Genomic DNA, 24,371 nt, shown 5'->3' on the forward strand with positions numbered 1-24,371 from the left:
TGAGATCACTTACTTTGTGCCTTATATGGGATGTCCTTCTGGATTGATCGACGCTCGCGTAACGCTCGTGTGAGGTGACCTCCGTGCAGACCGGCACCCTGGGCCGAACCCCCACCCCTCAGAAGCGTGGGACCGCCCTCAGGCCCTCCACCCGCAGGACCGTCTCCTCGACCGCGTCGTCCTCGGAGGCCGCACCGCCTCCGGTCGTGTCCCGTGCGGACGCCTCCGCTCTCCCGCCCCGTACGGCCTCCCCCGGCTCCGCCTCTCCCGCGAAGACGTCCTCCGAGCGTGGGATGAAGATCGGCGAACTGGCCCGCGAGACCGGCGTGAGCGTCAGGCTGCTGCGCTACTACGAGGAGCAGGGCCTGCTCACCTCACACCGCAGCGCGAGCGGCCACCGCCACTACACCGCCGAGGCTCCCACCGTCGTCGGCCACATCCGTGTCCTGCTGGCAGCCGGCCTGCCCACCAGGACCATCCGCGACATCCTGCCCTGCATCGAAGGTCCGGGCCCCGACATCCACCCCTGCGTGCAGAACTACCTCCGGACCCACCTCGAAGAGATCGAGACCCAGATAACCACCCTCCAGCGGTCCAGGAGTTCCCTCACCAACCTCCTGACCGCCACGGAGAATTTCCGGACGTCATCATCCTGATCTGTGCCGCAAAGCCGTGAACGCCTTTCTCAGCAGGATGGACGCGAGTGGTAGCAGAAGCAGGGAGCCGACCAGGAAGGTCCAGATGTCCTCGTGGTATTCGTTCAGTAGGTTCAGCAGGAAGCCCAGTATCAGGATTTTAGGACCCCACGAGTCCGAGGAAGACTTCCGGCCCTCGGCTTCCTTCTCGCGGTCGGAGAACCCGCCGAAACGCCACCTCCTGTACAGCCAGAACAGGTAGTAGAAAACGCTGGCCGCGACGCAGACGAGCAGGGCCGCCACCAGCACGGGAGACCCGTGACGGAACTTCACGGCGCCGAACGAGAAAACCCAGAGGACCAGCAGACCTCCCAACCCGGACTCATCCGAAACACCGCGAGCGGAACCCTCGTCGACCACGACGCCTCCGCGCAAGAAACCGCTGGCAACCCCGATGACTTCGGAAACAGAAAAATGCATCCGAGGCAGGCACCCATCGGAACGAGCCTAATCCATTTCACGAAACCCCGGGCGCCACATGAACAACAGGAAGACAGGGCCGGATGTCTCGAATACAGTCGCCGTGTTCAGGTATTTCAGCGCCGATGGCTCGATCAGAAGACTAGGATGCCATCGCCACTACACCGCCAAACCCCTGGCGCAGCAGTGCCCTGTTAGGCCCTGCCTCGACAGTCTGATATGTCACGACGCGTCGCCGCCTCTAAGCAAAGAGATCTCCGGTAAAAGGTTCAACGACCGTGAAGAACCTGAGTACCGGAGATCTCGTGACCACCCTAGGGGTGACAAGGCGGTTTGACCTGACCGATGCGCAATGGGCGGTGTTGGAGCCGTTGCTACCCGTGGCGAAACGGCCGGGCCGCCCGGCGAAGTGGGCCAAGCGGCAGCTCATCGGCGGGATCCGGTGGCGGGTGCGCATCGGGGCGCCATGGCCGGTCTACTCGTTGTTTCGCCGCCGGCAGCGGACCGGCGTCTGGCAGCGCACCCTCACCCGGTTACAGGCCATGGCCGGTACGGCGGGCGTGATCTCCTGGCAGGTTGGGGTGGACTCCACGATCTGCCGTGCCCACCAGCACGCCGCCGGTGCCCGCAGGCACGGGAAGATAAGATCCAGGCCGAACCGGCCGATTACATACTGGGCCGCTCCCGCGGAGGCCTGTCGACCAAACCGCACCTGGCCTGTAAGCAGGGCCGAAGATTGCTGTCGGTGGTGGTGACCGGCGGCTGGCGCGGGGACGCGCCGCAGTTCGAGGCGGTCATGGCCGCCATCCAGGCGCCCCGGATCGGGCCGGGACGACTACGCACCCACCCTTGTCTTGTGCGGGCAGACAAGGCCTATTCTTCCCGGGCGATCCGTGCCCATCTACGCCGACGCGGAATTCGTGCCACGATTCCCGAACCGGCCGACCGGGTTCTGGGACGGCTGCGGCACGGTAGCCGGGGCGGGCGGCCGCCCGTCTTCGACCGGGCTGACTATCGGGACCGGAACGCCGTGAAATACGGGATCAACCGGCTCAAACGCCACCGCGCCGTCGTCACCGGTATGACAAGCTCGCCGTCCGCTATGAGGCAGGCCACAGCCCTTATCTCAGCCCTCAACAACTGACTTACCTGTCTTCGAAACAGGTCCTAGTAGTGCTTTGTTAGGTGGTTAGGGCGGTCGCTGGTGGCAGGTCGGGCAACGGCCTGCCCAGATGGCCAACAGCGTCTGCAGTTCCCGCAGGACCGCATAAAGCGTCAGGCCGCCCAACCGCTTTTGGGCTGCTCAAGCGCAGCTCGGTGCAGAACAGATGCGCGGCGCTCACCAGCGTGACGTACCGATGCCAGCCGTTCCAGGACCGGCCTTCGAAGGGGTCCAGTCCCAGGCCGGTCTTCAGTTCCCGGTAGTCGTGCTCGATGCGCCAGCGGATCTTGGCCAGGGCGACCAGGCCGGCCGGGTGTCAGCGGGCAGGTTCGACAACCAGTACGCGGTCGGTTCGGGGGCGTTTCGGGGCCACTCGGCGATCACGTGGCTGACCGGCAGTGACCCGTCGGCGGCCAGGCGGGGCCAACGTCCGGCGATACGCACCGGCATGATCACAAACTCCGACCGCAAACTCCCCTTGGAGCCGGTGCGCCAGGTCAGCGAGCGGGCCGCGGCAGGCCCGACAGCCAGGACATGCTCGCGCAGGCTGACCGGCCGGGTGCGATAGCGCGCCTTGGGGCGCGGCCCCAGCCCCGAATAGGGAATCGCCGCGGGGACGGCATCGATTGCGTGCGCGGTGACGGCGCCTTTGACCTGCACCACATAGTTCAGGCCCCGCTCGGCCAGCGCGGCGCGCAACGCCGCGTTGTCGCCGTAGGCGGCATCGGCCACCACCGTCGGCGGTGTGAGTCCCTGCCCAGTGAACTCGTCGAGCATCTCCAGGGCCAGCTGCCATTTGGGGCGGTGGCCTTCGCTTGCCGGGATGGCGCAGCGGGCCCAGCCGGGCGGTGATGTGCCCGGCCGCCACCTGGTCGGCGGCCTGGGCGGCGTCCCAGGAAGCGGGTAGGAACAGCCGCCAGGTCAGCGGGCAGGAGGCGACATCGGTGACCGCGTGCACGCTCACCCCGATCTGGCAGTTGCCGATCTTGCCCAGGGTGCCGGAGTACTGGCGGGTCACGCCGGGGGAGGTGGTGCCGTCCTTGGCGAAGCCGGTGTCGCCGATCACCCAGGCAAGTGGGGCGATCGCCTGGGTCGCCCGATGGGCCAGGCGGTGCCGTACCGCACGGAAGTCCAAGGTGGAGGAGGTGAGGAACTGTTGCAGGCCCTGGTGATCCACGCCCAGGCGCTCGGCCATGGGCTGCATGGACTTGCGGCGGCCGTCCAGCAGCAGGCCGCGCAGGTAGGTCAGGCCCTTGGCCCGCTGATCAGAGCGGGCCAAGGGGGTGAACACCTCAGCGGCGAACGCTTCCAGCTGCTGCCGGGTGTATGCGAGCTGTTCGGGCGTCACTCCCGGAGCGAACCATCACACCGTGGCATCGACCAGTCACAACAGGCTGACCTAACAAAGCACTACTAGACGCCATCCCACAAAATCGCGCCATCCTCCTCTATTTCGAGGACATAAGGGAAACATCCACCCTTGCGCCCAACCCCACCCATACAGGTCATCGAAATCCGGATAACCCCTATCGAACAGTTCAGAAAATCCCTCACGAACCTCTTGATGGCCGCAAAACGCCCCTAGATCCCTCGTTGCCTCATGTACTTATATTTCATCCTGTATCACATTCCCGCAAAGGGAATATGAATTTGAAGAGCTATTCACCTGAAGCGGGAAGAGGTTCATCTTCCTAACAACCCGACAGGCCTTCTGCTGTGCGCTCACAGGGCCACAGGCCTGATATGAGCGGAGTCGAACCTTCCCTGAAGGCCAACTTGCTCCTGCCTGTAAGCGACTTCGGCACCTGTTGATCTACATCGACGCAAGCTGCCCATCACGTGACCAAATCGAGAGCCTTCAAGCGACAAAATGTTCCCGGGTTAGGCCGAGATCGATCCGTACCCCGATCTCGATAATGAATCTAATGTCTATGACAAACGCCGTCTGATTTAGCATCAAAAGATTAACTTAAAGCACAATTGGTCACCACCGATTAGGTGACATATCAACATCTTGAAGAGCAGGGGTGAAAATTCTTTCACCCCTGCCCGGGAATTACCGGCTATCTTATATCAACCCAGTGAACCATAAAGGGTAGCCGCTTTTCCGTTGCAAGCAATCGGCAGCATGGTAACCCCTCTCCTGGTCACGGAAAAAACCTCGACACGCGCTTCAATATCGCATATATATGAGTGCTGCGCCCTAACGGAAAACTTTTTGGATGTACTCTTCCTCGTATCCGGATTCGTCGTTTTCAGCGTAAAGTACGCTTCCAGGAAGCTTCTCTGGTAGTGCCCGAATCGATCTATCTTACAGTCCCCGAGAGTCGGGTCAGAGCATTCCGCCTGGATTAGAGGAGTAGCACTGCTTACGACATTTCTATTATTTGGATCGTCGTTCTTGGCTTTCTCTTTACGGCATTTCTCAACCTGGCTACCCTTAATACTCATTTCTCCGCTAGCGCCCGCATCTGGAGGGGTGATGCTGATCCCGAGTTTAACCTCCGTCTGAGTTAGATTGTGCCGAAAGCAACCCAGCGCCTCCAGGTTCATTTTTACACTCTTCTTAAATTGCCTCCCGAAGGCCGTGTTCTCGTATTTTCTGTTTTGTGGATACGCGTACATGAAGTTGTTGAAAGTACCTATTTGCCATCTCTGCAGAGCAGACAGACTTCCATATTCCTCCGGCTTCGACCATGTCGAATAAACGGAGGAAAGGAGCCACCAGTTCTTCTTTCCGAGCTTCTGGTTCACCTCGCAATACAAATTTAGTTGCTCTACAGAGCATTTTCGGCCGCCTCCTGGTGTCATCCCTCCGGAAGAGCAGCGAGAGCTGGCGAAGCTTGTGGAGTTACCACCACAGCCTTTAGCTCCCGAATCACTAAAGTCCGTCGAGTCCTCATGTATCGAATCTGGCTCGTAGAAGAGAATAAGATCACCACAGTCATTGAATGCATGCACACGACTGGTCATGCTCTGATGGGGTTCAACTTGCCCAGCAGTCCCCTGACTCTGTATGCCCTGAGCTCCGTCCTCCTCTGGAAGCGTGATATTCCAGGTACGCTTCACGGTTGCTTGGACATGGATATTCCCATCAGGTGCTTCGTAGGTAGCAATGTCACTCAATAAAACAGTGGAATCTGTCCGCTTTGCTGCTTCCAGATCCATCGCCCGCTTTTCGGCCGTTAAGCGACCATTAAACAACGAAAGCTCGGCGGTAATCGGAGCATCTGCACCGGCGCCTGGGGCCTGCCATACGTTTTGCGCCCGCCCTTCAAGAACGGCATCTTCTGCCTTGTAGTAATCCTTGATAATCTCGGCGTAGTCAGGCGTTTCGATATTCACCGTTCCGCTCATGCTAACCCCGCCTGGCTCGCCCGATAAACACGGATTCCCCGGAGGCAGGGCGGGAGGAGTGGGCGCGGTCGGTGCCACGCTAATGGGTCGCCATTCACTAACTCCGAATCGAGTTCTTGAACGCACCCTGATTGTGTATATTGATCCGTTAGTCAGGCCATCGACCGTGGTTTGAGGGTCGGAAACTTCCAGTGTGCGAATAACTTCGCCCCCGGAATCAACGACTTCAACGTCGTAGCCATCGATAAGAACTATTCCGCCGTTGTCTTCCGGAAGTCCCCAGCTGACAACTGCGCTTTTATCACCTGGCTGACTCGCTAGGTTGACAACTGCACTTGGCGGGCCTGATGGTATATAAGAGAGGGAAATTGAAGGCTGATTAGCAACCCCTGTCTCACCGAAGGTGAGGGTCTCATCCTTGTTCGAGGTGAGCATCAGCCACTGATATACGCTATCAGCGATATCGGCCTGAGGGTCGGAAATTTGCAGCTCATAGCTGGCACTATCATCAACATCAGCGGCCAGAGCCGACCCTCTGCTCTCCCCGGTCACCTCGCTTTTCAGCGGCACCGCAGTTATCACTGCGTCAGCAGGGCATGTTCCTGTCGAGCATGTGGCGGCACCTAGTTTAATAGAGGCATTGGAGATGAAAGCCCCATCGGGTATCTCGTCAAGCTTTATCCCCAAAACCGTAACGGTCTTCTCCTCCCCCAAACCACCCAACCGAATGGTCGAGGAGTCTTCCAATGGACACGGAGCACCATCACAAGCTACAGCATCAGTTTTCGTTACTTTAATAACGAAATTATTCTTCAGAAGTGTCAGATGTCTGACTTCCTCTTCCGGCAGTTCAGATGGCGTCCCCGGAAGGGTAAAACTGATCAAGCTGCTCTTGGGGGTGCAGACTTCCAGGGCACATGCCTGCATCTGCCATTTGTAAGTATTACCTGCTTGCACAGCCTCGGGCGGAAGCTGGAACGAGGCACGTTCTCCACCATTAACCGATCGCTCTCCTATAGGACTTGAACCGACCGGAAAGCCGCCGCTGTCATATAGGAAATATTTCGCCGTGACGATTTCCCCAGAAGGCCGATTGACCATTCCCGACAGGATCGGCTGAGCCGGGTCGGCCGTGCCGGTTTCGGTGTCGGTGGGGAGGAACGGGGCGTCGCTGGTGATTCGGTAGGCCGGGCTTTCGTTGCAGGAGGGCGGGGTGACGCCCGTGCGGCAGGCCTTGACCACGAACTTGAAGCTGGCCGGGTTGTCCAGGGCGAAGACCTTGTCGATGGGCTGACCCGAGGGGATCCCGTTGTAGCTGGTCGTGGTGGGGGCGCCCTGGATCGCTCTGACCTCCTCGAATGTCAGAGCACGGTCGTAGACGTGCAGGTCGTCGACCGAACCGCTGAGGAAGCCCGGAATGCTAATGATCTTTCCGCGACCGATCTGGAAGGCTCCACCGGCGTCCCAGGTGCTGGTGTGGTCCTTCTCCGCGGCCAGGGCGCCGTCCACGTACAGGCGTAGCTTGTGCGCGGTGGCGTCGTAGACAGCGACCACGTGGGTCCAGGCGTTGATTTTCGCGGGTTTGTCGGAAATGGCCACGGTGTGGCTGGTGGCACTGGCATCGTTGGCCGGCATGCCCAGCCACCACTTCTGGTTGATGTCAGGGTTGCCGGGAGAGTCCACATAGGAGAGCGCGAACCCGGGCTGAACGGTTCCGCTCTGGCTGAAGACGGTCTGGTTCCCCGCCGCACCGTCCAGCTTGACCCAGGAACTGACCGAGAAGCTGGTGTTGGTGTGCACCAGGGGGTCGCTGGTCGAAACGTAGGCGTCGTTGCCGTTGCCGTCAGACTGGTCGTTGGCGAAGGTGAGCGCCTGGCCGAGTTGCCCGGTGCCACGCCCTACCGGACCGTTCAGGGTGGCGGTGACGTTGTGGCCGGAGGAGTCGGCCGCCGTGGTGCCGGAAGTCTCGTCGAACTTGTAGTAGGCCACATCGCCGGTGGGAATGGCCGGTGGGGTGATCATGGTGGAGTCGTTGACCGAGACCGTGTAGTCCAGCGGTGTGCCCTCTGCGACGCTGGACTTGAAGACGACCTTCACATCGGTGCTGCGCGCGATCGCGTCGTTGTCCACCATCGAGTCGATCGACTGCGCCTCGACGGTGGGAATCTCCGGCGGAAGCATGTAGGAGACGGTCAGCCTCGGCGGGTGGGCGTCCGAGCCGGTCCGTTCGGCGGAGTGGAACTCCACCCAGCCGTTCTGCCCCCAGGTCATCGACTCGTTGACGCCCCGCAGTTGCAAACCATGGTTGGCCGCACCGGCTGCCCAGGCGTTGGCGATGTCCTTGATCGACCAGGAGAACTGCGTCGGATACGCCGAGTAGTCCGGGCACAGCTGGGTCTGCGAACCGCTTTCGGCCGCCGCCGGAAGGCTCGACCAGGCCAGATTGTCAATCGTGGCCGGGTCCCAGGCTTCGGTGACCCTGGAGACTTTGATCCCGTTGGTGTTGAAGTTGCAGCCGGGACCGCTTTGAGCGAACAGCTCCAGCTGGGCGCTGCCGACGGCTCTACCGAGGAAGGGCGCGGTGTCGAATTTCAGGAAAGTCCGGTAGTAGTTCAGGGCGCTGGTGCCCCCACAGGCGTAGGACTGGCCGCCGGCCCACAGTCTGTCAGCGCCGGGACCACCGAGGCTGCCGCACTGGGAGCGTGAACGCACCGAGACGTCCGACTGCAGCGTCAGCGTCGTCGTCGGGTCCACGGTGACCGGGTAGACCGTGGCCGGATCGTTCAGGAACTTCTCGTCCGGCTTCAGGATCAGCACCGGCTTACCGTTCTCCACGGCCACGCGGGTGTCGATCTTGCCAAGCCTCAGCTTGGCGGTGCCCTTGCCCGCGTTGTCCCCCGCCGAAGCGGCGGAGTCGGTCATCACCGGCTCCGGAGCCTGGGCGATCGTCTTGCCCGAGGCGTCGGAGAGCTTCAGGCCGTTCTGCTTGCTTCTGGCGAGCGTGAGCCTATCCGTCTGGACAGGGATACGGAACTCCACCGGCCCGGTCGGCTTTGAACGGAGCACCACGTCATGCCGGAAACCGGTCGGCAGTACGGTGACCACCAGGTCGGCCTCGGGTCCGGCCGCGTTCGGATAGGTGGCGACGTTGCCGGTGATGGTTGGCCTGGGCAGGGCCGTGGGCCAGCTCAGTGCGAACCGCTGTCCCTTGTCACGTTTCATCGACGCGAACGGTTGGCCAGGGCCTCCGGCGGAGAACTCCATGTCCGCCTTGGCCACCTTGGGACGCAGCACCCCGTCTCGCTCGACCAGGGTGGTGTCGATCCACGCCCAGCTGCCGTCGGCCTGCTTGACCCTGGTGGGGGCCGCGTAGGACTGCGTGGTCAGGTGGCCGTCGGGGAAGGCCCAGGTACGGGCCGTCTCGGTCGAGGCCTCGGTGACCTCGACGGCCTTGTTCTGTTTCTTCGCCGCCTCGATTCCGGCGCGCAGCGCGGCGTCCGGGTCCCTGGGGGTCGGAAAGGTGGTGAACGTCGGCTCGGCGGGAGCGGGTTTGGCAGGCGGTTTCGGCTCGGCCTGCGCGGGCGAGACTCCACCGCCCACCAGAAGTGAGGCGGCCAGCGCCGAGACGGTCACGACCGTCGGCGCCACCCGCCGGGGGGTCCCACGCCGTGGCGGCGGCGCGGAAGGACGGCTCGGTAAGGGAATCCCCACCGTTACCTCCATCATTCAGGGGGAGAACGGCCGGGCATGAAAAAAGACCCAGCCTGATTGATCAGCGCAAGGGTCCCGTACGATGCTGTTGATCTTGTCATCCATAATGTCTTGATCTTGCCATTTGACTTACTCCAAAATGCTTTACGCGAACGAGGCCCAGGTCGCGAGCGCAGCCCGACCACACACGAGTAATCAGGTGACACCGCAGCGTCACAAATTTTCTCGACGGGGGTAAAGTGCAATTTCGTGTTCTCGGACCCGTTGACATATGGCTGGACGGCCGTTCCGTCGCGGTAACCGGTCTGAAACAACGAACCCTGCTGGCTCTTCTCGTCCTGCAGGCCAACCGGATCGTCTCGCATGACCGACTGATGGACGCACTTTGGGGAGACCGCGTCCCTTCCAATGGACGCAGGCTCCTCCACAACCATCTGTGGTCGGTACGGCGGCTGCTGGCCGACGGCGCCACACTGGCGAACACGACGACCGGTTACTCACTCCACCTGCGGCCGGACGCTTCCGACCTCGGCATTTTCAACACGGAGACGGCCCTCGCCCGATCGGCCCTCTCGGCGGGTGACGCGACGGGGGCCTCGGAACGGCTCGGCAGGGCCCTGGCGCTGTGGCGCGGCCCCGTCCTCGGTGGCACCGATCCGGATCTTCGGGCGACCGAGGGGCCGGCCCTTGATGAGGCTCGCGTCGCGGCCCTCATCAACCGCGTAGAAGCCGATCTCATCGTGGGACGTCATGCGGAACTGATCGGGGAACTGCGCGGCCTGGTCACCGAACATCCACTGAACGAGACCCTGCGTGGCCAGCTCATGCGGGCGCTGCACCACGTCGGCCGTACGGCGGAGGCTCTGGAGGAGTTCCGAATCGCACGACAGCGGTTCCGCGAGGAGCTCGGGCTCGATCCTGGGGAGAGCCTGACCCGGCTGCACCAGACGATCCTGTCCGGAGACGGCGAAACCGGCCGGACCTCGATCTCCGTCCCGATGCCGAACGGTACGAGACAGCCTCCGCGTTCGCTCATTCCTCGGCAGCTGCCCGCCGACACCGCGCGTTTCACCGGCAGGGTCGAACAACTACAGCGGTTGGACGCCCTCCTCTCCGAGGAGAGGCATGCGACGGTGGTGATCTCCGCCATAGCGGGCACCGCCGGCGTCGGTAAAACGGCACTGGCGACGCACTGGGCACACCGGGTGGCGGCGGAGTTCCCCGACGGGCAGCTCTATGTCAACCTTCACGGCCATTCCCGCGGAAAAGCGACTGCGCCGTCTGATGCCCTGAGCCATCTTCTCCAGGGGCTCGGCGTGCCGGGTGACGAGGTGCCTCACGACACCGATCAGCGCACGATGCTCTATCGAAGCTTGCTGACCGACAAGCGGGTGCTGATCGTCCTGGACAACGCGGCCACCCCCGATCAGGTCCGTCCCCTGCTGCCGGGTTCCTCGCCTTCCAGGATCGTCATCACGAGTCGCGACTATCTGCGCGGCCTGTTCGTCACCCACGACGCGTACAGCATCGTCCTTGATGTGCTTTCGCCCACCGAGGCCTCCGCTCTTCTCACCTCACTTCTGGGGGCCGAGCAGTCTGAGCATGCGATCGATTCGTTCGCCGATCTGGCCCGCCTATGCGGATATCTACCGCTTGCGCTCAGGCTCGCCGCCGCGCAGCTCATCAGCCGCCCCGTTCCCCGGGTCAAGGACTTCGTTACCAGGCTGAGGCAGGAGAACCGGCTGAGCGTTCTGGACATCGAAGAAGACCCCCATATTGGAATCCGCACGGCGTTCAGCCTCTCCTACCAGGCTCTTCCCCTGTCGGAGCAGCGGCTGTTCCGACTGCTGGGAATCGGTTTCGGACCCGATGTGTCCCTTCACGCCGCCGCCGCGCTGGGTGGCCTCAGCCTTCAGGACACGGAGGCATCGCTGGATCGGCTGACGGCGGCCCATCTGATCCAGCCCAGTGGAGACCGCTGGCAGATGCATGATCTTCTTCGTGTCTACGCCACCGAGCGCGCCTGTTCCGAGGAGTCGGAAGCCGAGCTCGACGCGGCACGGACTCGGTTGCTGAACTGGTACCTGCACACCGCGGGCGCCGCCGCCGACCGCATCGACCCCGACCGGATCCCCATCAGCGTCACAGCTGACCTACCCCATTTTCCCGGTCCTGTTTTCGAGACCCTTGAGCAGGCGCAGAGCTGGCTGGAGAGCGAACGCTCCACGTTGGTGGAGACGGTACGGCGGGCAGCCGCTGGAAAGTGGCCGACGCACTCGTGGCAGCTGGCGTGCACGTTGTGGCAGTTCTTCGCCTATCGCAACTACGTCGACGACTGGTTCGACACCCATGGAAACGCCCTGGAGGCGGTCAGGGAACTGAATGACCTGACAGCCGAGGCCTATCTTTTGGAAACCCTGGGGCACGCCCATCGACGCACGGGTAACTATCGCAAGGCCATAGACCACTATCTGGCCAGCAAAGCACAGCGTGACCGGTCCGGTGATCTGCACGGTGCGGGTCGTGTCTCGAACGCCCTCGCACTGACCTATGACCTGCTGGGCGAGTTCTCCGTCGCGGGCCAGTACTACGAGCGTGCGTTGAAGCTTTTCCATGCCGTCGGCGACCAGCACCGCGAGACAACCATACTAGGGAATCTCGGCATCTTCCATGCACGAAGGTGCGATTTCAAAAAAGCAATGACCTGCTGGCGAAAGGCACTCTTCCAATTCAACCAAAGAGGCGATACGTACAGCGAGGCCGGAATTCACATCAACATCTCCACCGCAAGCAACCGTATCGGCCGACCGAGGCTGACGATAAAGCACGGTCTCAGCGCGCTGGAAATCTATCGAAAGCTATCGACGCCCCAGGGGAAATCCATCGCACTCAACAACATGGCTCTCGCGTTCACGTACCTGGCCGACCATGAGGCGGCCGCCAGGTCCCTGGAGGAGATAGAAGAGCTCCTTCGCGACTTCGACAACCTTGAGGTCAGGGTGCACACCGCCAGCACACGTGGAGCCATCCACCTGCTGAACGATAGATTCGACAAGGCCGTTATCGAACTGCAGACGGCCCTGAAACTGAACGAGGACCTGAACGACCCGTACTTCGAATGCGAGACAGCAAACCGGCTCGGCCACGCCTACCACGAACTTGGTGATCACAAGTCGGCCATAGCCACTCGTCTCCGGGCGATGGCGATCGCCGAGCGCGTCAACGACCGTCTCGAAATAGGAAACGCCCACAAGGGAATCGCCGATGCTCTGGAAGCCCTCAGCGAGAGAGAGGAGGCCAAGACGCACCGCGGAAAAGCAAACGAAATCTTTCAGGACCTCGGCGCCTTCGTCTTCGGTCCCGCCCCCGACACGCAGGGCGGTGAACCAACGGTCGGGCGGCCCTGAAACGACTCACCCCACACTGGTCAGAAGACTGAGATGTGGACGTGGTCGTAGTGGTTGGCGGTTATGCCACCTCGGTCGGACATCATTCGCCAGCCGGTGCCGGTGCGGATGTCGTAGTAGCGCTGCCGCCAGATGATGTACATGATCCCGAGGTCGCGGCCGTGGTCGATGGCCCACTGGGCGAGGCGGTCGCCGCGTTCCCTGGCCTCGGCCGTCGGCATGCGGCCACCGGTGCTCATCATGAAGTCGCAGGCTCGGCCGCTGCCGTGTTCACCGGGGTCACCGCGGCGCAGGCAGCCGACCGAGTAGGGCATCGGAAAGCTCCGCATGATCGTGTTGCGCACGTTGACCATGCGGGAGGTCAGGCCCTCGCTGCCGCCGGGTTGCTGGAAGCCGTACTTGGCGAGCAGGGCCTCGATGCGGACGCGGTCCTTCTTGAGCTTGGTGATGTCGTCCCTGAGCTTGACGACCTTCGCCGTGGCCGCCTCCTCCGCGTCCTTGGCCTCCTTGACGAGTTGTTTCAGGCGGCTGAGCCGGCCTGCGCGCTGGCCCGCGAGGTAGGACAGCGTCGAGACGCCGTCGAGGACGGCGCCCGGGTCCCCCTGGAAGGACAGCAGGCTGGTGCTGTCCAGGTCACCGCCCATGTAGGCGGTCTGGGCGAAGCGCATGACGTCGGTCTGCGCGGTGGCCAGGCTGCGTTTCAGACTCTTGGCCCGCTGTGTCGCCTTGCTGGCCTGGACCCGGGTCTCCTCAAGGCTCTGCACCTGCCCGCGGTAGCGCTTGTTGATCTCGTTGGCCTCGCGGGTGAGCTTGGCCAGTTCGGCTTCGGGGTTGGGCTTGGCGGCCCGCACGGTCGCGGCCCTCTCGGCGGCGGCCCCGGCCATGACCGGCGTCACGAGCAGGGTGGAGAGCATGACTCCCAGCGTGATCGAGCGACTCGATCTCACGCTTCGCTCACCTCCAGACCCCCTCACGGCCGGAGCGAAACTATAGAAGACGATCTTGAGACCTGTCAGAGAAACGATGGAACTCCCGCACCATTGACGAACTATCTACCAGTCTGCGGGGATTTAGACAATTGCCCCTCAGATCACAATCCCCCCTCCCGTCCCCCAACCTCACCTCTTGCCTTGTTCGACAGAACATGATTCGGTCTCATCAACGGCAGCCGAAACCCGCGCCGTTCACGCATCCATCGCGTGCCTGGGCCGACGGGCCCCGGCGCTCCTGAAGCCCCTGACGCCTGATCCGTTCCCCCGGTCCGTCCCGGTGCGGGAGAGGCGTCAAGGGGCCGACGCGTGCTTGTACGGCCCCGCGAAGCCGTACAGGCGGAGCCGTACAAGCACGCCCGCGGACGGATGAACGGCCCAGCACGCCCCCGCGACGCTGGGCCACCACCGGTGAGCGCGTCCCACGACCCCCGCCGAGGGCGGAGGGGCCGAGTCCCATGGACCGCTCGGGGCGGATCTCATCCATCTGACTTAGGTAGACGTGGTTTATGGGTGTTTGGTTCGAGGCAAAACCGCAAGAGTTTGCCGGGCGATCTCCAGCTCCTCGTTCGTGGGGATCACGACGACCCGCACGGCCGTCCCGTCAGGGGAGATGACCCGCTCTCCCCGCTCGTTGCGGCCCGGGTCGACGGCGATGCCCAGCGCCTCAAGACCGTCCAGCGCCGTCTGCCTGACCAGCGGGGAGTTCTCCCCCACCCCGCCGGTGAAGGCGATCACGTCGACCGTGCCGAGCACGGCGTAGTAGGCGCCGACGTACTTGCGCAGCCGGTGGCAGTAGACGGAGAAGGCCAGTTCCGCGTCGGGGTCCCCGGCCGCGAGGCGCTCCTGTACGGCCCGCATGTCGTTGTCCCCGCACAGGCCGCGCATGCCGCCGCCCCGGTTGAGCATCGTGTCGATCTCCTCGAAGGACATCCCCCCGGTCCTGGCGAGGTAGGTCAGGACGCCGGGGTCCAGGTCCCCGGAACGGGTTCCCATGACGAGGCCCTCAAGCGGGGTCATGCCCATCGAGGTCTCCAGGCAGCGTCCGCCGGAGACGGCCGAGGCGCTGGCCCCGTTGCCCAGGTGCAGCACGATCACGTTTCCGTCCGGCCTTCCGGCCTCCGCGGCGGCCTCCCGGGAGACGTAGGCGTGCGAGGTGCCGTGGAAGCCGTAGCGGCGGATTCTCAGCCGTTCCGCCACCTCCCTGTCGATCGCGTACGTCGCCGCGGCCGGGGAGATCGTGGAGTGGAAGGCGGTGTCGAAGACGGCGACCTGCGGCAGGTCGGGACGCAGCCGCCGGGTGACCTCGATGCCCGCCAGGTTGCCCGGATTGTGCAGCGGGGCCAGCGGGACCAGTTCCTCGATCATCGCCGTCACCTCGTCGGTGATCAACGTCGGCTCGGTGAAGTCCGTACCGCCGTGCACCACCCGGTGCCCGATCGCGGTCAGCTCGGGAGAGTCGATCCCCAGGCCCTGACCCGCCAGTTCGTCGGCGACGATGTCCAGGGCCGCTCCGTGGTCGGCGACCGGGGAGCCCGGCTCGCCGATCCGCTCCACGATGCCGGAGGCCAGCCGGTCCTCACCGGCGAGCAGGGCGTACTTCACCGAGGACGACCCGCTGTTGATCACCAGGACACGCTTCACGGTCACCCCTGTTCCTGCGCCTGGATGGCGGTGATGGCCACGGTGCTCACGATGTCGGTGACCAGTGCGCCCCGCGACAGGTCGTTGACCGGCCTGCGGAGTCCCTGGAGCACCGGCCCGACCGCCACGGCCCCGGCCGAGCGCTGCACGGCCTTGTAGGTGTTGTTGCCGGTGTTCAGGTCCGGGAAGATCAGTACGGTCGCCCGGCCCGCGACCGGGGAGCCCGGCAGTTTGGCGGCGGCGACCCTGGCGTCCACCGCCGCGTCGTACTGGATCGGCCCCTCGACCAGCAGGTCGGGTGCCCGCTCGGCGACCAGGGCGGTGGCCTGGCGCACCTTGTCGACGTCCGCGCCGCTGCCCGAGTGCCCCGTCGAGTACGACAGCATCGCGACCCTGGGCTCGATGCCGAAGCGCCGTGCCGTACGGGCCGAGGAGATCGCGATGTCGGCGAGCCGTTCGGCGTCGGGGTCGGGGTTGATCGCGCAGTCGCCGTAGACGAGCACCCTGTCGGCCAGGCACATGAAGAACACCGAGGAGACGACCGAGGTGCCCGGGACCGTCTTGATGATCTGGAAGGCCGGCAGGATCGTCGCGGCCGTGGTGTGCGCGGCGCCGGAGACCATGCCGTGCACCTCGCCGCGGTGCAACATCATCGTGCCGAAGAAGTTGACGTCGGCCATCAGTTCCTCCGCCCGTTCCTGCGTCACGCCCTTGTGCGCCCGCAGCGCGGCGTACTCGCGGGCGAAGGGACCGCGCATCGGGGAGGTCACGGGGTCGACGACGGTCACGCCGGACAAGTCGAGACCGAGGTCGCCGATCCTCCTGCGGATCACCTCCTGCCTGCCGAGCAGGGTGAGGTCGACGATGCCACGCCGCATGAGGATGTCGGCGGCCCGCAGGACGCGGTCCTCCTCGCCCTCGGGCAGCACGATGTGCCTCCGCTGGGCGCGGGCCCGCTCCAGCAGGGTGTGCTCGAACATCATCGGGGTGACCCGCTCAGGACGGGCCAGTTCGATCCGGTCCGCGAGGTCGGCGGTGTTCACATGGGCCTCGAAGTGGCCGAGCGCGGTGTCGATCTTGCGAGGGTTGTCGGCCGTCAGCCGCCCTTCGAGCCCGGCCAGGGTCGTGGCGACGGTGAAGCTGTCCGCCGCGGCGGAGAGCACCGGCACCCCGGGGGCCAGACGGGCGGTGAGGTCCCGCACGGTCTTCGTCGGCTCCTGGCCGAGCGTCAGAACCACGCCGGACGGCCTGACGGTGCCCGCCGCCTCCGTCGCGAGGGAGGCAAGCAGCAGGTCGGCCCGGTCTCCCGGGGTGATCACCAGGGCCCCGTCCGTCAGGTGTTCGAGGAAGACCGGCAACGTGGCCCCGCCGAACACGAACCCCAGCACGTCCCTGCGCAGCGCGTCCTCGTCGCCCTGCAGCCCTCTGGCGTCGACGGCCCGCATCACCTGCCCGACCGTCGGCGCCGAGAGCGAGGGATGCTCAGGGATGACGTAGCAGGGCACGGGAAGAACGGGATCGACGCTCATCCCGGCCGGCACCCGGTTGGCGACGACCGCGAGCACCGTGCTGCCGAGGTCGGAGAAGACCTGGTAGCCGGTGCGCATCTCCATCGCGATCTCCTCGGCCCGTTCGCCGTGCGCGCCGACCACCACGATCACCGGGGCGCCGAACTCCGCGGCGAGCCGGGCGTTGAACGCCAGTTCCCTGGGCAGGTCGTCGGTGGCGAAGGAACTGCCGAGCACGAGCAGCGCGTCGCACTCCCGTTCGAGCGCGTGGAAACGGGTGACCAGCCGGGAGATCAGCTCCTCGGTGCCGTGACCGGCGTAGATCTCCGCGGCGGCCTCGGCCGTGACGCCGGACTGGGCGGCCGCGGGCCGGTATCTCATGCCGAGCAGTTCGAGCGTGCGGTCGTCTCCCCTGGTGATCGGCCGGAAGACCCCCGTCCTGTGGGCCCGGCGGGCGAGCAGCTCCATCAGGCCCAGTTCGACGATCTGCCTGCCGTCCCCCCGCCCGAGACCCGCCACGTAGATGCTGCGCATACGCCCTCCTGTGCCGCGAGACCAGGTCACGAAACCAGGCCCGACCAAAAGACGCAGAGCAGTCAACACCCTCGGGGCGTCGCCCGGGTGAACCAGGGTGGTCAGGAGTTGGCCACGACCCACCTGCCGATCCTGCGGACCAGGTCGGGGGTCGCCGCCGACTCGGCGTGGCCGTAGCCCGGCTCGATCCACAGCTCCTTCGGCTCCCCCGCCGCGTCGTGGAGCTGGTGGGCGTGGTCGAGGGGGAAGAAGGAGTCGGCGTCGCCGTGGACGATCAGCAGCGGGGTCGGCGAGATGTCCACGACCGCCTCGTGGGGGGCCGAGGGCACCGGGTCCCATCCCCTGCTCCTGATCCGCGTCCGCTTGCCGACCCGCGCGGCCAGGCGTCCCAGAGGGCGCTCGATCGCCCAGTGCACCTGCCGCATGGGCCTGGTCCCTCGGTAGTACCACCGCGCGGGCGCGCTGACCGTGACCACGGCGTCGATCTCGCCGTCCCGCCCGGCCCGCCCGTCCCTGCCTGCCGCCGCCCGCCGTCCGGCGTACCGTACGGCCACCGCCCCGCCCATGGAGAAGCCGACGACGGCGACCCTGGCGTAGCCGATCGCCCTGGCGTGCCGTACCGCCGCGTCCATGTCGAGGACCTCCAGGTCCCCGACGGTCGACTCGCCGCCGGAGCGGCCGTGGCCGCGGAAGTCGAAGGAGACGACGCCGCCGAACCCGCTGAGCACGTGGGTGATGCGGCGGGCCGGGCGTTCCCTGAGCGAGCCGGTGAAGCCGTGGGCGAGCACGATGCCCAGGTCGGCAGGACCGCGTGACGGGGTGTGCGCGGCCTCGATCCGCACGTTGTCCTCGGTCCTGAGCATCACGGCGAACGACGGCGCTAGCGGCATGCCCACGAGCTTATGACCGAACACGGCGGGCCGGGGGGACGGCTCGTCATATCGGAGAAAGGCCCGCTCCGCAGGCCTGCGGGGTGTCCCGGAGGTGAACATATGACCGCGTTCGGCGGCGGCGTGAAAGCGATTGTTGCGGATCAACTAAAATAGGGAGGCCGCACGGTCCGCGGCCAGCCTCCACGATCACAGAGTGAGACTCAAACATGCCTTTGAACAGCCGCGATGACCTGCGGAACATCGCGATCATCGCGCACGTCGACCACGGCAAGACCACTCTCGTGGATGCCATGCTCTGGCAGTCCGGAGCGTTCCGCGCGAACCAGGACGTGGACGACCGTGTCATGGACTCCAACGACCTCGAACGCGAGAAGGGCATCACCATTCTCGCGAAGAACACCGCCGTCAAGCACGGCGGCATGACCCTCAACATCATCGACACCCCGGGCCACGCCGACTTCGGCGGCGAGGTCGAGCGCGGTCTGTCGATGGTCGACGGCGTCGTGCTGCTGGTCGACGCCTCGGAGGGTCCGCTGCCGCAGACCCGGTTCGTGCTGCGCAAGGCGTTCGCCGCCAAGATGCCGGTCATCCTGTGCATCAACAAGGTCGACCGCCCCGACGCCCGGATCAAGGAGGTCGTGGACGAGGTCTACGAACTCTTCATGGATCTCGACGCCACCGAGGAGCAGATCGACTTCCCGATCGTCTACGCCTCGGCCAAGGCGGGCCGCGCCTCGCTGAACCGCCCCGAGGACGGCGGGATGCCCGACTCCGACGATCTCGAACCGCTCTTCGAGGTCATCAAGGAGACCATCCCCGCGCCGACCTACGACCCGGACGCCCCGCTGCAGGCGCACGTCACCAACCTCGACGCCTCCTCCTACCTCGGCAGGATCGCGCTGTGCCGCGTCCACCAGGGCACCATCAGGAAGAGCCAGCAGGTCGCCTGGTGCCGCACCGACGGCAGCATCCAGAAGGTGAAGATCACCGAGCTGCTGATGACCGAGGCGCTTGAGCGCAAGCCCGCCGAGGAGGCCGGTCCCGGCGACATCATCGCGATCGCCGGCATCCCGGACATCATGATCGGCGAGACGCTGGCCGACCCGGAGGACCCGCGTCCGCTGCCGCTGATCACCGTGGACGAGCCCGCGATCTCGATGACCATCGGCACCAACACCTCGCCGCTGGTCGGCAAGGTGAAGGGCTCGAAGGTCACCGCCCGCATGGTCAAGGACCGCCTCGACAAGGAGCTGATCGGCAACGTCTCGCTGCGCGTCCTGCCGACCGACCGGCCCGACGCCTGGGAGGTGCAGGGCCGTGGTGAGCTGGCGCTGGCCATCCTCGTCGAGCAGATGCGCCGCGAGGGTTACGAGCTGACCGTCGGCAAGCCCCAGGTCGTCACCAAGACCATCGACGGCAAGGTGCACGAGCCGGTCGAGCGGCTGACCGTCGACTGCCCCGAGGAGTACCTCGGCGCGGTGACGCAGCTGCTGGCCGTACGCAAGGGCCGGATGGAGCACATGACCAACCACGGCACCGGCTGGATCCGGATGGAGTTCGTGGTCCCGGCTCGTGGTCTGATCGGCTTCAGGACCGAGTTCCTCACCGAGACCCGGGGCACCGGCCTGGTTCACCACGTCTTCGACTCCTACGAGCCCTGGTTCGGCGAGCTGCGCACCCGCAACAACGGCTCCCTGGTCGCCGACCGCCCCGGCCCGGTGACCGCGTTCGCGATGCTGAACCTCCAGGAGCGCGGCGTGCTGTTCGTCTCGCCGACCACCGAGGTCTACGAGGGCATGATCATCGGCGAGAACTCCCGCTCGGATGACATGGACGTGAACATCACCAAGGAGAAGAAGCTCACCAACATGCGCTCCTCGACGGCGGACGAGACCGAGAAGGTCATCCCGCCGCGTCAGCTCTCCCTTGAGCAGGCGCTGGAGTTCATCCGCGAGGACGAGTGCGTGGAGATCACTCCGGAGAACGTGCGCATCCGCAAGGTCGTCCTCGACGCGGCCACCCGGGGCAGGAGCGCGGCCCGCGCCAAGCGCGGCAACTGAGAACCCCGGAAAACCCCGGAAAAAGGGCGTCCGTCGTACGGCGGGCGCTCTTTTTGCGTTTCACGGCCCCCACCGTTCCCAGAAAGGAACACGCGTCACTCCTTCAACGGAGCCTCCGAAGCGGTTCCCGCGCCATCACGCCGAATACATCCGAGAATTCCGTTACCCGAATTGCCCATTAACGGGAGTCCCAGGTAACCGTTCGACAACGGGCCGGTCGGCACGGGAAGTGATCGGTTACCCACATCGTGTTTTTCACGGGAAATCCATGTCACCGGATCCGCCCACGAGGCCGTACCTGCTCGAACGGTGAATACCGCCGTCCCCGTCGGCGAAACCGGGGTAACGTGTTGAGAAACGGCGTCTGCGACCGCATCATCATTGAACCGTCCGAAGGACCCGGGGGCAGTGCGGTCATTTGAGGCTGCCCTCCTCCCGTTTTATCACCGGCATGCCAGAGGACAGCATCAAGAGAATGGTAGAGGAGAAATGGACCTGAGCAATCTCCCGTGGCGGAAGTCGAGTTTCAGCAGCCCCAACGGAGGCGACTGCGTCGAGGTCGCCGAACTCGGCTCCGCCGCACACCGCCCCGAGCACAAGCTGGACGCCACCCATGCCGTTCGTGACAGCAAGGACCCGCTGGGTCCCGTCCTCTACTTCACCTCTCCCGGATGGCACGCCTTCGTCAACGGCGTGAAGTCCTCCGCGTTCGACCGCTGACCGTCGCCCGCGGCTCTCCGGGCGGTCCGTGACCACAGGCCGGCCCATGGAGACCTGGACGCGCGGAGAGTCCCCCGGCCCCATCGCCAGAGGACTCTCCCGCGGAGGGGAGCCCCCTCCGGGTCATCGGGTCAGGACGAGACCGCGCACTGTCCCCGCTTCTGCTTGACGGGCCCCTCCTTGTTCGGGCGCACGTCGAAGTCGAAGATCTCCGTGGGCAGGTAGAGCGAGCAGCAGGCGTTGGGAATGTCGACGACGCCGCTGATCCGGCCCTCGATGGGCGCCGAGCCGAGCAGCAGGTAGGCCTGCTCCCCGGTGTAGCCCCACCTCTTGAGGTACTCGACGGCGTTGAGGCACGCCCTGCGGTAGGCCACCGTCGCGTCGAGGTAGTAGTTGGTGTTGGTGTCGTGGTCGACCGAGATGCCGATGAACGAGATGAACTCCGAATAGCGCGGCTCGACGTTGCCGGGCATGAAGACGGGGTTGGTGCTGACGCCGTACTTCTCCATGCCTCCCTTGATGAGGTCCACGTGGAAGTCGATGAAGCCCCCCATCTCGATCGCCCCGCAGAAGGTGATCTCGCCGTCGCCCTGGCTGAAGTGCAGGTCACCCCCGGAGAGCTTGGCGTCCTTCACGTGGACGGGGTAGAAGACGCGTGCGCCGCGGGTGAAGTTCTTGATGTCGTGGTTGCCGCCGTTCTCCCGCGCGGGCACGGTACGGGCCCCCTCACGGGCGATCCTGGCCTCCACCTCGCCGGTCGCCTGACCGGCCAGGGTGTTCTCGGCCAGCGGCGGCAGGCCGAGCGCCGGAACCCGGTCGGGGTCGGTGTCGATGAGCGCCTGTTCCCGCCGGTTCCAGTCGGCGAGCAGTTCGGCCGACGGCGCCGTGCCGAACAGGCCGGGGTGGGTGATCCCCGCGTATCTGATACCGGGCAAATGGCGAGATGTCGCATATATGCCGTTGAAGTCCCAGATCGCCTTGTATGCGTCGGGGAAGTAGTCGGTCAGGAAGCCACCGCCGTTCGCCTTGGCGAATATGCCGGTGTACCCCCAGCCCTGTCCCGGCGCCTCACCGGTCTCCTGGGGGACCGGGCCCAGGTCCAGGATGTCGACCACCAGCAGGTCTCCCGGTTCGGCCCCCTCGACCCCGATGGGGCCGCTGAGCATGTGCGCGAGGGACAGGTCGACGTCCCGCACGTCGTTCGCCGAGTCGCTGTTGTGTATCTGTGAGTCGGTCCACTCACGGCATTCGACGCGGAACACCTCCCCCGGCCTGACCATGGCCGCCACGGGGATGTCCGGGTGCCACCGGTTGTGCCCCGGCACCTGCTGATCACGCATCGGCTTCGACTGATCCACGCTGAAGACGACCTTCGGCATGGCAACTCCTTTCTCGGGATGTGTGTGCCGACCGAATGTCCAGGCCACATCACCTCCTCCGGATCGCACGCCGTACGGGCACGCACGGATCTAGTGCGCCGCGGCCGTCGTCCCCCCTGCCGGACCGGTGCCGCCGGGAAGTGACCGCCGCCCCCTCGTCAGCAGCCACAGCCCGCCGAAGACGACCACGCCGAACACCGCCAGCAGTACGGCCAGCAGGTCCTGGTTCCAGTTCTGCCAGTAGCCGGTGAGCAGCAGGAAGGCCGGGATGGCCGCGGTCACCCACCCCTCGATCGCCGTCACCCAGCCCGTGTAGACGGTCAGATGCTCGCGCTTGAGCCCGAGCAGCAGGAAGAACAGCAGCCACAGGAACGCCCAGTAGAGCCAGATGACGCCGAAGGGCTTGTCACCGAGGATCCTGAAGTTCGCGTAGGAGAAACCGAGCGCCGTGATCGCCACGAACAGCGAGAAGTAGCCGACCCCCGTGGTGTCGAACCCGCCGAGCAGGCCGATGCCCACGTAGAGATAGGTGAAGCCGAACAGGAAGAGTCCCGAGGCCCCGAGGATCGCACCCGCCCTGTCGCCCGCGGCGATGATCAGCACGGTGGGCGTGATCACCTGCAGCGCCCCGACGAAGAGGTTGAAGACGGCCGCCGCCCGCGCGTCGACCTTTCCCAGCAGCATCATTCCGTTGATGAAGAGCACCGCACCGACATAAAGCAGTCCCACGGTCGCCATCGCCGGACCTCCCTCACAGGCTCATGGCCGGGGCAGGCGCGCCAGCGCGGGGTGCGGCGGCCGGGGCGGTCGCCGTCCCGGCGGCGTGGTGACGACCTCGGGCGCCTCCCGGCTCTGTTCCTCACGGCCGAACGCGGCCGCGAGCGCCGGAGGAACCCAGGAGACGTTCGGCGGGGAGTAGACGCGACGGGCGTCGTGTCCGCAGGTGGCGCAGCCGTACTCGGACGGCGCGGTTCCCATCGGAAGACGAACGTCGAAGTATCCACAGTCCCGGCAGACATACTCGTAGGTCGCCATTGGCGCCTCCCCGCTCCGACTGGTGGTGTCGCGAATCAGCAGCGACTCGGACCCATGCCTCCGGACTATCCGAAACCCGAGCGGAGTGTCAAGGTTCCTGTCAGGAGGGCGGGCCGTCCCGAAAACACGAAACGCCAGGTGACCGGTCGAAGACGGTCAGGGCCGTCAACGAACCGTGACCGGGGGCATACGAAGCCCTGACCCGGGTCAGTCGGCGGGAAGGTGGTCGGCGAGCCACTCGACCAGCGGGGTGAGGTCGCGCCAGACCTCCCGCACCCGCTCCACGACCTGCGGGGTGTGGATCCACCCCTCCGGCTCGAAACGGCGGCTCGCGTGCAGCGACCTGTGACGGAGCAGGTCGAGACGGGGGTGGTCCTCGGGGACGCCCCTCGGCCGCGTCTTGAGACGGTCGCCCTCGATGGCGTAGCCCGCGACGCGCGCCTCGGTGACGATCTTCTCCAGCGGCGTCCCGCTGATCTCCTCGTCGACCGCCTGGCGGTAGCGGGCCAGCTGTTCGCCCTGCGCGGCGTAGAGTCCTCCGCCGACGAGCAGCCCGGCCGCGTCGAGCTGGACGTAGAAGCCGATCGCCTCGCCCTTCGGGACGTAGGACCCCTGGTGCGTCTTGTAGGGGGACTTGTCCTTGGAGAAGCGGACGTCGCGGTTGGGACGGAACATGCGCGCCTGCCCGAACTCCTCGGCGAGCTCCTCGCCGAGGGCCGCCATCGGAGCCCGGACCGCCTCCTCGTAGACCCGCTTGTTGCGCGTCCAGTAGGTCTTCGAGTTGTCCGCCTCAAGGCCCTCGTAGAACAGGAGCCCCTCGTCGGGAAAGCCGCTGAAACCCATGCGGCCCATCGTGC

16 protein-coding genes and 1 pseudogene are annotated in these 24,371 nt (G+C 65.1%); 6 read left to right on the top strand and 11 right to left on the bottom strand.

The window, feature by feature from the left end; all coding sequences use genetic code 11:
- The first annotated feature begins 83 nt into the window (after positions 1-83).
- Entirely contained in the window at positions 84-656 is a 573-nt protein-coding gene (locus ABZ463_RS07535; protein ID WP_362774064.1) for a MerR family transcriptional regulator, read from the top strand.
- Here the strand turns inward: ABZ463_RS07535 and ABZ463_RS07540 are convergent.
- Positions 648-1,055 (bottom strand): hypothetical protein, encoded by a 408-nt coding sequence (locus ABZ463_RS07540; protein WP_362774067.1) that lies wholly within the window; start codon positions 1,053-1,055, stop codon positions 648-650. The two genes, ABZ463_RS07535 and ABZ463_RS07540, sit on opposite strands and share 9 nt — an antisense overlap.
- A 380-nt stretch (positions 1,056-1,435) precedes the next feature.
- Between ABZ463_RS07540 and ABZ463_RS07545 the strand changes: the two genes are divergently transcribed.
- Positions 1,436-1,870, top strand: a complete 435-nt coding sequence (locus ABZ463_RS07545) for a transposase (RefSeq protein WP_362774298.1) — start codon at positions 1,436-1,438, stop codon at positions 1,868-1,870.
- Entirely contained in the window at positions 1,789-2,259 is a 471-nt protein-coding gene (locus tag ABZ463_RS07550; RefSeq protein ID WP_362774301.1) for a transposase, read from the top strand. The genes ABZ463_RS07545 and ABZ463_RS07550 overlap by 82 nt, the downstream gene beginning before the upstream one ends.
- Positions 2,260-2,296: 37 nt before the next feature.
- Here the strand turns inward: ABZ463_RS07550 and ABZ463_RS07555 are convergent.
- Positions 2,297-3,625 (bottom strand): annotated as a pseudogene (locus ABZ463_RS07555) (IS701 family transposase).
- 725 nt (positions 3,626-4,350) lie between these two features.
- The gene (locus tag ABZ463_RS07560) at positions 4,351-9,267 is read right to left on the bottom strand and encodes a LamG-like jellyroll fold domain-containing protein (protein ID WP_362774070.1); all 4,917 of its coding nucleotides are present in this window, start codon (positions 9,265-9,267) and stop codon (positions 4,351-4,353) included.
- A gap of 317 nt (positions 9,268-9,584) precedes the next feature.
- Here ABZ463_RS07560 and ABZ463_RS07565 point away from each other — a divergent pair, with 317 nt between their 5' ends.
- The gene (locus ABZ463_RS07565) at positions 9,585-12,752 is read left to right on the top strand and encodes a BTAD domain-containing putative transcriptional regulator (protein WP_362774073.1); all 3,168 of its coding nucleotides are present in this window, start codon (positions 9,585-9,587) and stop codon (positions 12,750-12,752) included.
- A gap of 20 nt (positions 12,753-12,772) precedes the next feature.
- Here the strand turns inward: ABZ463_RS07565 and ABZ463_RS07570 are convergent, their stop codons facing one another.
- The 4 genes from ABZ463_RS07570 to ABZ463_RS07585 form a co-directional block, all read right to left on the bottom strand.
- On the bottom strand, positions 12,773-13,699 hold the full coding sequence (locus ABZ463_RS07570; RefSeq protein ID WP_362774076.1) for a hypothetical protein: 927 nt from the start codon (positions 13,697-13,699) through the stop codon (positions 12,773-12,775).
- A gap of 549 nt (positions 13,700-14,248) precedes the next feature.
- A complete protein-coding gene (locus ABZ463_RS07575) occupies positions 14,249-15,391 on the bottom strand; it encodes an acetate kinase (protein WP_352010312.1) in 1,143 nt (380 codons plus the stop codon).
- Positions 15,388-17,427, bottom strand: a complete 2,040-nt coding sequence (pta, locus tag ABZ463_RS07580) for a phosphate acetyltransferase (RefSeq protein ID WP_352010311.1) — start codon at positions 17,425-17,427, stop codon at positions 15,388-15,390. The genes ABZ463_RS07575 and pta overlap by 4 nt, the downstream gene beginning before the upstream one ends.
- Before the next feature lie 101 nt (positions 17,428-17,528).
- Positions 17,529-18,317: an alpha/beta fold hydrolase gene (locus tag ABZ463_RS07585; protein ID WP_362774081.1), complete on the bottom strand. Its 789-nt coding sequence runs from the start codon at positions 18,315-18,317 to the stop codon at positions 17,529-17,531.
- Between the two features lie 209 nt (positions 18,318-18,526).
- Between ABZ463_RS07585 and typA the strand changes: the two genes are divergently transcribed.
- Positions 18,527-20,380, top strand: a complete 1,854-nt coding sequence (gene typA / locus ABZ463_RS07590) for a translational GTPase TypA (protein ID WP_352010309.1) — start codon at positions 18,527-18,529, stop codon at positions 20,378-20,380.
- Positions 20,381-20,869: 489 nt separating this feature from the next.
- Positions 20,870-21,100: a DUF397 domain-containing protein gene (locus ABZ463_RS07595; protein ID WP_362774085.1), complete on the top strand. Its 231-nt coding sequence runs from the start codon at positions 20,870-20,872 to the stop codon at positions 21,098-21,100.
- A gap of 131 nt (positions 21,101-21,231) precedes the next feature.
- Here the strand turns inward: ABZ463_RS07595 and fmdA are convergent, their stop codons facing one another.
- The 4 genes from fmdA to ABZ463_RS07615 form a co-directional block, all read right to left on the bottom strand.
- A complete protein-coding gene (gene fmdA / locus ABZ463_RS07600; protein WP_352010307.1) occupies positions 21,232-22,479 on the bottom strand; it encodes a formamidase in 1,248 nt (415 codons plus the stop codon).
- Positions 22,480-22,569: 90 nt separating this feature from the next.
- Positions 22,570-23,217, bottom strand: coding sequence for an AmiS/UreI family transporter (locus tag ABZ463_RS07605; RefSeq protein ID WP_352010306.1), 648 nt, complete (start codon positions 23,215-23,217; stop codon positions 22,570-22,572).
- A gap of 21 nt (positions 23,218-23,238) precedes the next feature.
- Entirely contained in the window at positions 23,239-23,514 is a 276-nt protein-coding gene (locus ABZ463_RS07610) for an FmdB family zinc ribbon protein (RefSeq protein WP_352010305.1), read from the bottom strand.
- A 207-nt stretch (positions 23,515-23,721) separates the two neighbouring features.
- Entirely contained in the window at positions 23,722-24,357 is a 636-nt protein-coding gene (locus tag ABZ463_RS07615) for a DUF2461 domain-containing protein (protein WP_352010304.1), read from the bottom strand.
- Positions 24,358-24,371 lie beyond the last annotated feature (14 nt).

The organism is Streptosporangium sp. NPDC020145, assembly GCF_040631275.1.
GTDB lineage: Bacteria > Actinomycetota > Actinomycetes > Streptosporangiales > Streptosporangiaceae > Streptosporangium.

Coding starts and splice junctions, on each gene's coding strand:
- typA (WP_352010309.1), top strand. CDS start 18,527: ATGCCTTTGAACAGCCGCGATGACCTGCGGAACATCGCGATCATCGCG.
- ABZ463_RS07595 (WP_362774085.1), top strand. CDS start 20,870: ATGGACCTGAGCAATCTCCCGTGGCGGAAGTCGAGTTTCAGCAGCCCC.
- ABZ463_RS07605 (WP_352010306.1), bottom strand. CDS start 23,217: ATGGCGACCGTGGGACTGCTTTATGTCGGTGCGGTGCTCTTCATCAAC.
- ABZ463_RS07610 (WP_352010305.1), bottom strand. CDS start 23,514: ATGGCGACCTACGAGTATGTCTGCCGGGACTGTGGATACTTCGACGTT.
- ABZ463_RS07615 (WP_352010304.1), bottom strand. CDS start 24,357: ATGGGTTTCAGCGGCTTTCCCGACGAGGGGCTCCTGTTCTACGAGGGC.
- fmdA (WP_352010307.1), bottom strand. CDS start 22,479: ATGCCGAAGGTCGTCTTCAGCGTGGATCAGTCGAAGCCGATGCGTGAT.
- ABZ463_RS07585 (WP_362774081.1), bottom strand. CDS start 18,317: ATGCCGCTAGCGCCGTCGTTCGCCGTGATGCTCAGGACCGAGGACAAC.
- pta (WP_352010311.1), bottom strand. CDS start 17,427: ATGCGCAGCATCTACGTGGCGGGTCTCGGGCGGGGGGACGGCAGGCAG.